Below are 12,362 nucleotides of genomic sequence, written 5' to 3'. Positions count from 1 at the left end.
CTTACCATCGGCGGGTGAAGATTCAGCTGATGTCCGACCTGCACCTGGAGTCGCATCCCGACTTCCGGGCGCGCCCGGCGCCGGGCGCGGACATGCTGATACTGTCGGGCGACGTCGGCTCCTATCAACGAGGCTCGCGGCTGCGCGGCAGCGACTTCGGGCTGGAGCGCTTCGCGCCGAAGCGAGGCTGGCCGGTCCCGGTGCTCTACGTTCCCGGCAATCACGAATACGACCACCTCGATTTCGACGACACCCACGCGCGGCTGCGCGAAACCTGCGAACGCCTCGGCATCACGTGGCTGGAGCGCGAAGTGCTGGTGATCGGCGGCGTGCGCTTCGTGGGCACCACGCTCTGGGCCGACTTCGATGCGTTGTCGCGCCGTCCCGGCCACACGATCGCCGACACGGCCAGCGCGCTGAAGCAGCGGCACAAGGCGTTTCGCGCCGCGAACTTCTACCTGGAACGCTTCGCCGCGCTTCGGGGCGGTGAGCCGATGCTCGCCGAAGGCTGGCGCGAGCTCGCGCTGCAATGCCAGGAATGGCTGCGCACCCATCTCGCGCAGCCTTTCGACGGAACCACGGTGGTTGTGACGCACTTCGCACCCAGTCTGCGCAGCGCCGACCCTCGCTACGGCATGACGCCGGGCACCGCGGGATTTTGCAATTCGCTGGACGATCTGCTGCCGCTCGCACGCTACTGGCTGCATGGCCATCTTCATTGCCAGCACGACTACGTGGAACGCGGCTGTCGCGTGGTCGCCAATACCTTTGGCTACGCGTCCAAGGGTGAACAGGCAGGTTTCCGGGAAGACTTCACACTCGACGTGTGACCGCGACCGCAGCAGGGGGATGCCCCGGGCGCTACGCTTTTGCTCGAAGAAGGTTACGAGCGCGCACACTCGCGCGCCGAACTTTACATTCGCGTCATTCGCTCGGGCGCGCGTCTTGCGACACTTCAGTGCAAGAACAAAGACCAGGGGGTCGCCATGATGAAACCGCTGTGGACGAAAATGCTCGCATGGATCGCAGCCATTGCGATCGCGGTGCTGCTCGCCCTCGCGGGGCCCGACAGCGGAGACCCCAACCTGTCCGAGCCGTTGCCCCAAGGCGCCACCGCACCGCGCTGATTCACTTCTGCTGCAGCGATTCACCCGCAGCGTGCGTGAGGGCCGCCGTCAACTGGTCCAGCACTTCCGACTCCAGGTTCCAGCAGTGCCAGTACAGCTGGATCGGCAGTGAGAATTCCGGCGCGAGGTTCACGAGCCGTCCCTGCGCGATCAATCCGCGCACGAGCAGCTCCGGCACCACACTCGCGCCCCAGCCCGCCAGCACGGCGCGCACCTGGCCTTCCGAGCTGGGCACGAAGATCTGGTTGAGCGTGACGCGCTTCAGCCCGAACGCCTTGCCGACAAACTCGCTTTGCATGTCGTCCTTGCGGTTGAAGGCGACGAACGCGATGTCGCGGAAATTGTGCGCCGTGAGTCCCTGCGGACACTTCATGGCGACGTAGTCCGCGGCGGCGATGGCGACGTAGCGCATCGCACCAAGAGGCACCACCTTGCAGCCTCGCAGGGCTTGCTTCAATGTCGTGACGCAGCCGAGCACCTCGCCTTCGCGCAGCCACTCGTGCGTGAAGTCCTGATCGTCCGCGATCACCTCCAGCGGCAGCGCCTGTTTCGCGAGGCCGTCCAGCGCCGGCAGCGCCCACGTGGCGATGCTGTCGGCGTTGATCGCGATCGAGACTCGTTCCTCCTCGCGCGTGCCGTGCATCGAGCTCGGGGCGAGTTCCTTCAAGTCGCGCTCCAGGTCGGCGCGCAACAATCTCATCTGTTTCGTGTGCTTCAGCAGCAACTGCCCCGCTGCCGTGGGCTTCAGCGGGCGGCTGCGCACGATGAGGATGGTGCCGACTTGGTGCTCCAGCGCGCGCAGCCGCTGGGACACCGCGGACTGCGTGATGGCCAGGCGCTGCGCCGCGCGCTCGAAGCCTCCCTCCTCGACGATGGCGGCCAGGCACTCGAGGGCGTCCGGGTCGAAGGTATTCATAAGGTATTCTGATGTTTTCCGAGAAAGTTTAATTTCTCTTTTGCAGCGAGGCAATTCCCCGCACACTGGCGGGCATGAAAATCCTCGTCCTCGGCGCCGGCATCATCGGCACTTCCACCGCGTGGCACCTGCTCGAGCGCGGCCACGACGTCATCGTGATCGACCGCCAGGCGGCGGCGGCGCGCGAAACGAGCTTCGCGAACGCCGCGCAGATTTCGGTGAGCTATTGCGAGCCGTGGGCGAACAGGCATGCGCCCGCCAAGCTGCTGAAGTGGATGCTGCGCAACGACGCCCCGCTCCTCTTTCGCCCGCAGCTCGACTGGCAGCAGTGGCGCTGGGGACTCGAGTTTCTCGCGCAATGCAACGACCGCGCCTTCGAACGCAACGTGGCTCAACTCGTGGCGCTTGGCAACTACAGCCACGCGGCGCTGAAGGACGTGGTTCGCGCGACCGGCGTTGAATACAAGCGCCTGAAGCGCGGCATCGCCCACTACTACACCGACCCGGCAGCGTTCGAATCGGCCGGCGAGGCGGCGCGCCTCATGCAGAAGTACGGGGTGAACCGCAAGGTCGTGACGAAAGAAGAGCTGCTGCGCATCGAGCCCGCATTCGCGAGCTTCGCGCACCGCATCGTCGGCGGCACCTACACCGCCAGCGACGAAAGCGGCGACGCGCGCGCATTCACCGAGCAGCTCGCGATGCTCGCGGCCGCCCGCGGCGCGGACTTCCGGTTCAATCACGACATCCTGCGGCTCGAAAAGACCGGCGGCGAGATCACCGGCGTCATCGTGCGCGACCGCATCGGCGGCAAGACCGAGCGCATCGTGGCCGACGAGGTCGTGGTGGCGTGCGGCTCCTATTCGGCCCCGCTGCTGCGAAGCGTCGGCATCCGCCTGCCGATCTATCCGGGCAAGGGCTACAGCGCGACGTTCAAGGTGAGAAAGCCCGAGGCCGCGCCCTTCGTGAGCGCGATCGACGACGAGCTGAAGATTGCGATGAGCCGCCTGGGCGACGAGCTTCGCGTCGCGGGCACCATCGAACTCTCCGGCTTCAACCTCGACCTCGACTCTGCGGTGGCGCAAGCGCGTTGTCGCATGCTTGCCAGGCGCATCGAGGAAGTCCTGCCGGGCGCGGTGGACACGCGCCTGCCGGAAGAAGGCGGCGAGCCGCGTTTCTGGACCGGTCTCAGGCCTTCGACGCCGACCAATGTGCCCTACATCGGCCGCACGAGAGTCGGGCGGCTCTGGGTGAACGCGGGCCACGGCACACTCGGATGGACCCACGGCGCCGGCTCGGGCAAGGCCATGGCCGAGCTGCTGAGCGGCCGGCAGCCGCGCATCGGCTTCGACTTCCATGGCTTCGAGAAGAAGCCGCAACGCGGACTGGAAGTGCAACCGGCGTAAATCGCGCGTTTCCGGGCGGGGCCGCCCTCACACGGCAGGCGTGGCGAGCGCATCCCACACCTTGGCCGCCGTGAGCGGCATCTGGATCGTGCGCGCTGCTTCGCGCCGGCCGGCGCGAGCCAGCGCGTCCGCGACGGCGTTCACGATGCACGGCGTGGCGCCGATGGTCCCGAGCTCGCCCACGCCCTTGATGCCCAGCGGATTGTTCTTGCACGGGATCGTCTCGTCGGTCTCGGTGCGGAATTCGCACGCGACCACGCCGGCGCGAGGCGCGGCGTAGTCCATCAGGCTGCCGGAAATCGGCTGACCGCTTTGCGGGTCATACGCCATGAGCTCCGCCAGCGCCTGCCCGATGCCCTGCACCGCTCCGCCGTCGAGCTGCCCCTGCACGATCATCGGATTCACGACGCGTCCCACGTCGTTCACGCTCGAATACGACACGACCTGCACTTCTCCCGTGGCCGGATCGATCTCCACTTCGCTCACGTGGCAGCCGTTCGGCCAGCTCGGGCCGGCCACGGCCGTCGTGCTTTCGAGAAAGATGCGCTGCTGCGGCTGTCGCGTGGCCACGTCGCCGAGTTCGATCGACAGATCCGTTCCGCGCACGGTGAAGCGCCCTTCGCGATAGTCGACATCCTGTGCCGATGCTTCGAGCGCCTCCGCGGCGAGCTCGCGCGTGCGCTCGAGCGTCTTTCGCGCGCCCTCGCTCAGGGCCGAGCCGCCGATGTAGATCGAGCGCGAGCCGGCGCTGCCGAAGCCGTCGCCGCGATCGGTGTCGCCGAGCACCACCTTCACGCGATCGATCGGCACGCCGAATACGTCGACCACGAGTTGCGCGAGCGACGTCGCGATGCCCTGGCCCATCTGGTTCACGGCGGAGAACACTTCGATCGTTCCGTCGGCCTGCACGCTCACGGTCACCCGTTCCTCGAACGTATTGCCGCTCGTCCACTCGAGGAACGTGGCGATGCCCAGCCCGCGAAGCTTCCCGCGCCGGCGGCTTTGCTCCGCGCGCGCCGGGAAGCCCGACCAGTCGGCAAGCGCCAGGGCCTTTTCCATGATCCGTCCGAAGTCGCCGACGTCGTAGACCTGGCCCATCGCATTCTTATAAGGCATCTGCTGCGGCTGCACGAAGTTGCGGCGCCTGAGTTCGATGCGGTCGATCCCGCTCGCGCGGGCCGCTTCGTCCATCATGCGCTCGATGAGGAAGATCGCCTCGGGACGTCCCGCGCCGCGATACGCGCCGGTCGGCGTTCGGTTGGTCATCACGCACTGGAAGTGGAAGTCGATGAGGGGGATGTCGTACACGCTCGTCGTGACCCAGGGGCCCACCACCATCGGGATCACCATGCCGCTGCCGGTCGCGTACGCGCCGACGTTGGCCTGCGTGCGCAGGCGCAAGGCCAGAATGCGCCCCTCGCCGTCGAGCGCCATCTCGGCCTCGGCCACCTGGTCGCGGCCGTGCGCCGAACTCACGAATTCTTCGCTCCGGTCGGCGATCCACTTCACCGGGCGCCGCAGCGTGCGCGCGCACCACGCGACGACGGCGTCTTCCGGATAGATGCCGGTCTTCATGCCGAAGCCGCCGCCCACGTCGCCCACCGTCACGCGCACGGACTCGCGCGGCCAGCCGAAGATGTCGTTGCACAGCGAATTGCGCACGCCCGAGGGCATCTGCGAGCTCATCCGAAGGGTGAGCCGCCCATCTTCGGCCACCCAGGCGAGCACCGAACGCGGCTCGATCGACAACGCCACCACACGCTGGTTTTCGATGCGCATCGCCACACGATGCCGGGCACGGTCGAACGCGGCCGCCGTGGCCTTCGCGTCGCCATAGCGCATCTCGGCCGCGATGTTGTCCGGCGCGCCCTCGGCCAGCACGGCCTTGCCCGAGACCGCGTCGGCCATGTCGGTCACGTGCGGCAGCTCTTCATAGTCGACAAACACCGCTTCTGCGGCATCGCGCGCTTGTTGCAGCGTTTCGGCGACGACGGCCGCCACGGGTTCGCCCACGAACCGCACGCGCTCGTGCGCGAGCACTCGGCGAGGCGAAGTCACGCCCGGCCCATCCGCACGGCGGAACGCAGGATTGCCCGGGATCGGTTTCGCGCCGGCCGCATGCAGCTCGGCGCCGGTCGCGACGTGCACGACGCCGGGCATGCCCCGGGCCGCCTCGATATCGACCGAGACGATGCGCGCATGCGGATAAGGCGAGCGCACGAAGACCACGCGCAACTGGCCCTGCGGCACGAGGTCGTCCGTGTAGCGGCCTTCGCCCCTCAGCAGGCCTTCGTCTTCGATCCGGCGCACGGCCTGTCCGCTGCCGAAACGCGCCACGCCGGCGCCGGTGGGTGTGGTGAGGTCCATGGGGCCGAAGTCTCGCCGATTTCGGGCGAGAGCGCTTCAGCGCGCCGACGACGCGAGCGCCGGTCCTTTCTCGCTCATCCAGCGCAGCAGGTCGAGCCACATCTGCCGCATCTCCGCGTCGAGCGGCGTGCGCTGCGCATTCGGCAGCTCGATCGTCACGACGGGAATGCCCTTGTGCACCCCACCGTAGTTGCCGAGCGAGCCGGGAAAGATGCCGATCTGGTCGAGATAGAGCCGGCCGAGTTTCGACGGCGGCACCGTCGGGCCGTCGAAGTCGAGAATCCCGTAGGGCGCGTGAATCGACACGATGAGATGGGGCCGGAAGCTTTGCATCTGCTCGAAGATGAACTTCGTCTCCGGCTCCGACAGCGGCTTTTTGCCCGGCCACCGGCGCGGATCCTTGTGCGTGCGTTTGTCCCAGTAGGACGCCGCTTCGCGCTCCCATCCCGGCGTCGGAAAATTGCGGTTCAGGTCGACTCCGTTGGCATTGCCGCGCTGGGGCGGCCGAGCGAGCATCCCGTCCGGATTGACGAGCGGCACGAAGCGCCAGTGCACCGGTTGCGCGAGCTCGGTCGGTTCGGTGCGAGCCAGCTGCAGCCAATGCAGGGCGAGCGACGCGGACGACAGCTCGTCGCCGTGGATCGCACCGATCACGAGCACGCGCAACTGCGCCTTGTCGACCGACACGTCGCTGCGCCAGATCGGCGCGCCCTTCACGGAGCGGGCGCCGCTGTCGGCGAGCGCAGCCGACTCGCACAGCTTGCGCGTGACGTTGGGCAGGCGGTGGGACAGCTCGTCGCACGGCGCGCGCGGCAGCGCCGCACCCGGCGGGGCAGCTTGCGCGGCTGCCGCCGCGAGCAATGCGGCAACGAGCGCCGTCTTCATCGGTGCGCGCACCCGTGCCTTCATTCGTTCATCCATGCGTCCCCCTCATTCGTCTCTTTCTCCCGGCTCGTACAGCGTTTCGCGGCCCATCCGGTCGAGCACGAGCTCGGCCGTCCAGGGCAGCATCAGCGAGCCGCAGCGGCTGTCGCGGTACAGGCGCTCCAGCGGCAGGTGCTTCATCATGCTCTGCCCGCCGCAGGTGCGGATCGCAAGCCGTGCCACGTCGTTGGCGCCTTCCATGACCGTATATTGCGCGGCATAGAGGCGCATGCGTTCGTCCTTCGACGGGTTCGCCCGCGCCTCGAGCGCGGCGCGCAGGAAGATGCTGCGCATCTGCTCGAGCTGGATGCGCATCTGCGCCACCGCCACCTGCTTGGTCGGATACATGCGCCGCTTCACCGGCGGCTCACCGGGGACTTCGCCGCGCAGGTATTGCACGGTGAAGTCATAGGCGGCGTTCGCGATGCCGAGGTAAGTGGGTGCGAGCGTGAAGAACATCGCCGGCCATGTCTGCGCGCCCGTCCAGTAGATGCCGCGCGGCATGAGCTGCTCGTCGTCGCCGACGAACACCTCGCGGAAGGTGAGATTGCGGCTCACCGTGCCGCGCATGCCGAGCGGGTTCCACTCGCCGCTCACCGCGAACCCTTCCGCGCGCGCGGGCACGGCCAGGTACAGCGTGTCGCGCACGTCGGGATGCTGGTCGCCCTTGTCCTCGGTGCACAGCACGCCGTAGTAGTCGGCGGCACCGGAAAGCGAGGCGAAGATCTTGCGCCCGTTCACAATCCAGCCGCCTTCCACCTTGCGCGCCGTGGTGCCGAATGGCGCGCGCCCGGCCGCGGCGGCGCTGCCTTCCGAAAACGGTTGCGCGTAGATCGCCCCGTCCTCGACGACACGGCGGAAATGCAGTTGCCTGCGCCGCTCGTGCTCGGCGCGCTGCGCCGACTCCATGGGGATGGCGTCGGCCAGCACGCCGGTCCAGAGCGTGGAGCAGATGTGCATGTTCCACGTGAGCGCCGTCGCGCCGCAGAAGCGGCCCAGCTCGGCCGCGAGCATCATGTACGTGGGATAGTCGGCACCGAGCCCGCCGTGCGCCTGCGGCACGCACAGCGCGAGCAGGCCGGCTTCGCGCATATCGTCGTAGTTCGCGTGAGGAAAGCTCGCCTCCTCGTCCCACCGCGCCGCGCGGGGCGCGAACTTCGTGCGTCCGAGTTCGTGCACGAGCGCGAGGAGCATGCGCTGCCGGTCGGTGAAAGCGTGGTCGCCGACCGCAGGAGCGAAGCTGAGGGCTTGCGTTGCTTCGGATTGCATCGATTCGGTCCTCCCGCCGGCATCCTATTGCCGGCATCCTATTCCGTGCTGCCGCCCAGCGATTGCAGCACACCGCGCCAGAAGGCGTCGCGTTCGCGGAAAGGCACCGGATCGGTTTTCGCGCTCGCCGGATCGTAGACCGCGAGCTGCACGAGCACGATGCCGCTGGCCGGCTGCACGAAGATGGCCTGGCCGTACACGCCTTGAAGCGCGAACGTGCGTTCGCGCATCGGCATCAGCCAGAACTGGTAGCCGTAGCCCGTGTACGGCGTTGCGCGCCTCGGACGGAACGCTTCGGGCTCGCGCTCGGTATCGGTGGCATCGAGCAGGTAGTCGCGCGGCACGACCTGCCTTTCACCGACCCTGCCGTCGTGCACAAGCAGAAGTCCGACCCGCGCCCAGTCGGCAAGCGACGCGTTGAAGTAGCCCCACGCCCCTTCCATGCCGTCGCCGCCCACGCGCCAGAACGCGTCGTCTCCCGCGCCGAGCGGCTGCCACAGCCACTTCTCGGTGAGCTCGGCCAGGCTCCGGCCGCTCGCGCCGTGCAGCACGCGGCCGAGCGCCTCGCTTTCCGCGCTCGCATAGACGAACTTTTCTCCCGGCGGCGAATGGCGCTCCACGATGGAACGCAGCACGGGCACCGTGCCCTCGGGGCCCGCGAATGCACGCGACATCCGCGCCACGTCGTCGCGGCCGTCGTACCGCTCGGTGAACGTGAGGCCCGAGGACATGCGAAGCAGCTCGCGGATCGTGACATCGCCATAGGCCGAGCCCGCGAGCTCCTTCGCGTATTTCGACGCGGGGTCGTCGAGCGACGCGATCGATCCGTTCGCCGCGGCGACGCCCACCAGCAGCGACACGATGCTCTTGCTCATCGAAAAGCCGAGGAAGCGCGCATGCTCGGCGCGCCCGTACCGGTAGCGCTCGGCGACGATCTCGCCGTTCTTCAGGATCATGAGCGCGGTGATGCGCTGCCGCTCGAGATAGTCGTCGAGCGTGTAAGCGGCGTTGCGCAGGCGGTAGCGGATCGGCGGCGGATGGGCTGCGCGCGGCAACGGCCGCGCCGACGGCGACGCGGCGACCCGGTGCACCTGCACGCCGGGGACCGTGTCGAGCGCCGACCAGGAGCCGACGCGATACTGCGGCGCCGCCATGCCCGCTGCGGATTCGGCCGCCGGATAGCCGCGCGCCCGGCCCAATGCGAGCTCGTCGGGCTCGGCGTGGGCGAACGCGCAGGCGCACAGGAGAGCGAGCCACAGCGAGCGTGCCGTTGCCATCAATGCAGCATGCGCGGCAGCGCGAGGAAGTCGAGCAAGGCGCCGTCGAAATCGTCCGGCGCCTCGAGGTTCTGCAGGTGGCCCACGCCGCGCATCTCCCGGTACGTGCTGCCCGCGATCGCGTCGGCCATGCGCTTCATCATCGAAGGCGGCGCATTGCGGTCGTATTGCCCCGAAACGAGGAGCGTGGGCACCTGGATTCGAGGCAGACTCGCGCGCCGGTCGAATGTGACGAGGCATTCGAGCGCGCGGCGATAGGTGCACTCGGGCACCAGGCTCATGCAATGCGTGGCGAGGCGCACGCCTTCGGGCAGCGACGCCGGGCCCACCATGCGCGGCACCAGTTCCTCGGCGAGTTCGGCCATGCTGCGGCCCGCATCGAGCGGTGCCGTGCGCTCGGCGACGAATTCGCGCTGCCAGTCGCCGTCCGGCTTGCCGAACGAGGGCGAGGTGCCGCACAGCACGAGCTTCGCCACGAGTTCCGGCCGGCGCGCGACGACTTCCTGCGCCACCATGCCGCCCATGCTGTGGCCGAGCAGCACGACTTCGCCGCACTTGAGGCTTTCGATGAGCGCGATGCAGCTTTGCGCGAGCCCCTTGAAGGTATAGGGCTCGATCGGCGCGCTGTGGCCATAGCCGGGCATGTCCCAGGCCACCGCGCGATACCCGGCCGAAGCGAGCGCCTCCACTTGCGGCGCGAAGGCGAGGTGCCCGCCGCCGATGCCGTGCAGCATCAGCACCGTGGGGCCGCCGCCCAGCACGGTGAAGGAGGGGATGGCCGTCATGGCTGCAATTGTCCGTCCTGCACCACCGGGACGCCATCGAGCGTGACGGTGCAGCCCGTCGCCGGCAGGTCGAAATGCCCGAGCGTGTGGCGCCGGGCCACTTCGTTGGCGCCCGTGCTGTAGAGGAAGTTGCCGGCGAACGCGCGCAGTTCCGTGCCGTTGAAATCGCGCTTGTCGTAAAGCGCCATGCTGTCCCAGCGGGCCCGCGCGTTGAGTCCCCACCCCACGTGGCTCACGGAATAGGCTTCGCGGTCGCCCCAGGCGGCGAAGTAGCTGCGCAGCAGTTGCGCATCGACGCCCTCGCCTTCGATGCGCGTCACGAAGTCGTCTTCGATGCGCAGCGCGACCGGCCGCTCGAGGTAGCGCTTGAAAGTGAGGTTGACGTCTCCTTCGGCGAGCACGAGCGTGCCGTTCACGCTCCCTGCCGCCGGAAAGGCGAGGGCGAGGCCGCCCGGCCAGTGCGTGAGCGTGCCGGGCCGAGTCGTGAAGCCCCAGTTTCCCCCGCAGGTCGCACCCGCGAGCGAAACGTGCAGGTCGGTGCCCGCGCGCGACGTGACGTGCATTCGCGTGGCGGCCCGCAGCCGCTTCAGGTGGTCCTTCACGAGCGGCTCGAGCGTGTCGTCGGGCACCAGCCGCGCGAGGGCTTCCGGGTGCTCGTTGCTCACGTAGACGACACGCGCGCCGCCTTGCAGGATGCGCGGCAGCTCCGGCGCGTGCATGAGGCCCTCGACGGTGCAGTCGACGACCAGCGTGCTCGAAGCGAGCGCCGAGACAACGGGGGCGATGCCGGCCAGCACGGGCGACGCGCCGGTCGAACGCTGCACCGGCACGTCGTGCGAGAACACGCTGGGCAGCGTGAGCTCGAACACCCGCGCGCCCAGGCGGTGCGCGGCGAGCCGCGCGAGTTCCACCAGCACCCTGCGGCTCTGGCTTTCGGAGAGCACCGCGACCGTGTCGCCCGGCCGAAGCGCCGAGCGCCGCAGGACGTTCTCGAAAGCGTCCAGCCATGCGGGCTCCAGGGTTTCTCTCAGCATGGTCTGGACCATAATACATGAAATTTCATGCAAACTGCTCTTCCTTCGAACCGTACGTGAGCCCGCCACGCAAGGCCCAGCCTCCGAGTTTTTCCGCGCCCCAGTTCCGCGCGGCACTCGGCATGTTCGCCACCGGCGTGACGATCGTCACGGCCCGCACCGGGGATGCGCGGGTGATCGGTCTCACGGCCAACTCGTTCAATTCGGTGTCGCTCGAGCCCCCGCTCGTGCTCTGGAGCCTCGCGAGATCGGCCGCCTCGCTGTCCGTATTCAGCGCAGGCTCGCACTACGCGATCAACGTGCTCGCGGCCGATCAGAAGCCGCTCGCCGAGCGCTTCGCCGGGCGCGGCGCGGACCGCTGGCGCGGCGTCACGTTCGACGAAGGCGCGGGCGGCGCTCCGCTCCTGCACGGCGCGGCGGCGACCTTCGAATGCTTCAACAGGAGCCGCTACGAGGAAGGCGACCACGTGATCTTCGTCGGCGAGGTGGAGCGCTGCACGGTCCGCGCCGGGGCATCGCCCCTCCTCTTCCATGGCGGGCGCTACTTCACCGAGCATCCGCTGTGAAGCGCCGGCCCGCCACACCGCGCTCGCCATCCGACGCGCCTGCCCTCGGAGGGGCGGCCGCGCCGCGCCGATTCGTCGACGGCTACCTCGGCTACCTTCTCGGCCAGGCGAACCACGCGCTCTACAAGGAGTTCGATGCCCACGTGCGCGCGGCGGGGCTCAGCTCCATCGAATGGCGCGTGCTCGCCACGCTGCACGACAGCGAGCCGCTCACCGTGAGCCGCCTCGCGCACGAGGTGCTTTCCAAGCAGCCCACCGTGACCAAGCTCGCGCGGCGAATGGCCGACCAGGGGTGGCTGCGGCTCGAGGCCGATCCCGCCGACCAGCGCCGCACGCTCGTCGCCGCGACGCCCGGGGGCCGGCGGCTCGTGCAGCCCCTGGTGGAAAGGGCTCGCCAACAGGAGGCCGAACTGCTTCGCATGTTGTCGGCGAGAGACAAGGCCGCACTCAAGCGCCTGCTGGCCAGCCTCGCGCTCGCACGGCCGAGTTCTAAGCAAAGCGCCTACCCGGCTTAAGCATTTTGCTTAACCACACACAGGATTAGGCTGTCAACCTCTAGGCATCGCGCTTAAGGGCTTGCCCCAACCGGCTCGCCTCGGTGCACTATTTGCCCCGTGCAGTCCGACTGCAGGAGACGGCTCTGGGCACCACATTGCTGCGACTCCATTGCCACTGCCGGATCGACGGCTTCCAG

The 12,362-nt window shown here is 68.4% G+C and carries 12 protein-coding genes; 5 read left to right on the top strand and 7 right to left on the bottom strand.

The window, feature by feature from the left end; translation table 11 throughout:
- Window positions 1–14 precede the first annotated feature (14 nt).
- Together VHA82_RS02095 and VHA82_RS02090 are read left to right on the top strand one after the other, a co-directional pair.
- Window positions 15–830, top strand: coding sequence for a metallophosphoesterase (locus VHA82_RS02095; protein WP_325539775.1), 816 nt, complete (start codon window positions 15–17; stop codon window positions 828–830).
- Between the two features lie 156 nt (window positions 831–986).
- Window positions 987–1,127: a hypothetical protein gene (locus VHA82_RS02090; protein WP_325539773.1), complete on the top strand. Its 141-nt coding sequence runs from the start codon at window positions 987–989 to the stop codon at window positions 1,125–1,127.
- Between the two features lies 1 nt (window position 1,128).
- On the opposite strand, the gene VHA82_RS02085 is transcribed toward VHA82_RS02090, so the two are convergent.
- Window positions 1,129–2,043 carry a LysR family transcriptional regulator ArgP gene (locus VHA82_RS02085; protein WP_325539771.1) on the bottom strand — a complete coding sequence of 305 codons (915 nt, stop codon included), beginning with the start codon at window positions 2,041–2,043 and terminating at the stop codon, window positions 1,129–1,131.
- A gap of 74 nt (window positions 2,044–2,117) precedes the next feature.
- On the opposite strand from VHA82_RS02085, the gene VHA82_RS02080 reads away from it, so the two are divergent.
- Window positions 2,118–3,446, top strand: coding sequence for a D-amino acid dehydrogenase (locus VHA82_RS02080; protein WP_325539769.1), 1,329 nt, complete (start codon window positions 2,118–2,120; stop codon window positions 3,444–3,446).
- Between the two features lie 27 nt (window positions 3,447–3,473).
- Here the strand turns inward: VHA82_RS02080 and VHA82_RS02075 are convergent, their stop codons facing one another.
- Genes VHA82_RS02075 through VHA82_RS02050 form a run of 6 tightly spaced genes read right to left on the bottom strand, consistent with a single transcriptional unit; the run spans window position 3,474 to window position 11,102 of the window.
- Entirely contained in the window at window positions 3,474–5,813 is a 2,340-nt protein-coding gene (locus VHA82_RS02075) for a xanthine dehydrogenase family protein molybdopterin-binding subunit (protein WP_325539767.1), read from the bottom strand.
- A 36-nt stretch (window positions 5,814–5,849) separates the two neighbouring features.
- Window positions 5,850–6,734: a M14 family murein peptide amidase A gene (locus VHA82_RS02070; RefSeq protein ID WP_325539765.1), complete on the bottom strand. Its 885-nt coding sequence runs from the start codon at window positions 6,732–6,734 to the stop codon at window positions 5,850–5,852.
- Between the two features lie 9 nt (window positions 6,735–6,743).
- The gene (locus VHA82_RS02065) at window positions 6,744–8,006 is read right to left on the bottom strand and encodes an acyl-CoA dehydrogenase family protein (protein WP_325539763.1); all 1,263 of its coding nucleotides are present in this window, start codon (window positions 8,004–8,006) and stop codon (window positions 6,744–6,746) included.
- A 38-nt stretch (window positions 8,007–8,044) separates the two neighbouring features.
- Window positions 8,045–9,283, bottom strand: a complete 1,239-nt coding sequence (locus tag VHA82_RS02060; protein ID WP_325539761.1) for a serine hydrolase — start codon at window positions 9,281–9,283, stop codon at window positions 8,045–8,047.
- Window positions 9,283–10,068 (bottom strand): alpha/beta hydrolase, encoded by a 786-nt coding sequence (locus VHA82_RS02055; RefSeq protein WP_325539759.1) that lies wholly within the window; start codon window positions 10,066–10,068, stop codon window positions 9,283–9,285. The genes VHA82_RS02060 and VHA82_RS02055 overlap by 1 nt, the downstream gene beginning before the upstream one ends.
- Window positions 10,065–11,102 (bottom strand): peptidase M29, encoded by a 1,038-nt coding sequence (locus VHA82_RS02050; protein ID WP_325539757.1) that lies wholly within the window; start codon window positions 11,100–11,102, stop codon window positions 10,065–10,067. Before VHA82_RS02050 ends, VHA82_RS02055 begins: the two co-directional genes overlap by 4 nt.
- 17 nt (window positions 11,103–11,119) lie before the next feature.
- Between VHA82_RS02050 and VHA82_RS02045 the strand changes: the two genes are divergently transcribed.
- Both VHA82_RS02045 and VHA82_RS02040 read left to right on the top strand, forming a co-directional pair.
- Window positions 11,120–11,668 carry a flavin reductase family protein gene (locus tag VHA82_RS02045; RefSeq protein WP_325539755.1) on the top strand — a complete coding sequence of 183 codons (549 nt, stop codon included), beginning with the start codon at window positions 11,120–11,122 and terminating at the stop codon, window positions 11,666–11,668.
- Window positions 11,665–12,183 (top strand): MarR family transcriptional regulator, encoded by a 519-nt coding sequence (locus tag VHA82_RS02040; protein ID WP_325539753.1) that lies wholly within the window; start codon window positions 11,665–11,667, stop codon window positions 12,181–12,183. Before VHA82_RS02045 ends, VHA82_RS02040 begins: the two co-directional genes overlap by 4 nt.
- The last annotated feature ends 179 nt before the right edge of the window (window positions 12,184–12,362 follow it).

Origin of the sequence: Ramlibacter sp., from assembly GCF_035548915.1 — a bacterium.
GTDB lineage: Bacteria > Pseudomonadota > Gammaproteobacteria > Burkholderiales > Burkholderiaceae_C > Ramlibacter.
The sequence above is the reverse complement of the archived record's forward strand: the minus strand, read 5'-3'. Positions and strand labels throughout refer to the sequence as shown.

What these genes read in the sequence shown, in the direction of transcription:
- VHA82_RS02045 (WP_325539755.1), top strand. Translation starts at nt 11,120, where the DNA reads ATGAAATTTCATGCAAACTGCTCTTCCTTCGAACCGTACGTGAGCCCG.
- VHA82_RS02090 (WP_325539773.1), top strand. Translation starts at nt 987, where the DNA reads ATGATGAAACCGCTGTGGACGAAAATGCTCGCATGGATCGCAGCCATT.
- VHA82_RS02065 (WP_325539763.1), bottom strand. Translation starts at nt 8,006, where the DNA reads ATGCAATCCGAAGCAACGCAAGCCCTCAGCTTCGCTCCTGCGGTCGGC.
- VHA82_RS02085 (WP_325539771.1), bottom strand. Translation starts at nt 2,043, where the DNA reads ATGAATACCTTCGACCCGGACGCCCTCGAGTGCCTGGCCGCCATCGTC.
- VHA82_RS02075 (WP_325539767.1), bottom strand. Translation starts at nt 5,813, where the DNA reads ATGGACCTCACCACACCCACCGGCGCCGGCGTGGCGCGTTTCGGCAGC.
- VHA82_RS02050 (WP_325539757.1), bottom strand. Translation starts at nt 11,102, where the DNA reads ATGCTGAGAGAAACCCTGGAGCCCGCATGGCTGGACGCTTTCGAGAAC.
- VHA82_RS02070 (WP_325539765.1), bottom strand. Translation starts at nt 6,734, where the DNA reads ATGGATGAACGAATGAAGGCACGGGTGCGCGCACCGATGAAGACGGCG.
- VHA82_RS02060 (WP_325539761.1), bottom strand. Translation starts at nt 9,283, where the DNA reads ATGGCAACGGCACGCTCGCTGTGGCTCGCTCTCCTGTGCGCCTGCGCG.
- VHA82_RS02080 (WP_325539769.1), top strand. Translation starts at nt 2,118, where the DNA reads ATGAAAATCCTCGTCCTCGGCGCCGGCATCATCGGCACTTCCACCGCG.
- VHA82_RS02055 (WP_325539759.1), bottom strand. Translation starts at nt 10,068, where the DNA reads ATGACGGCCATCCCCTCCTTCACCGTGCTGGGCGGCGGCCCCACGGTG.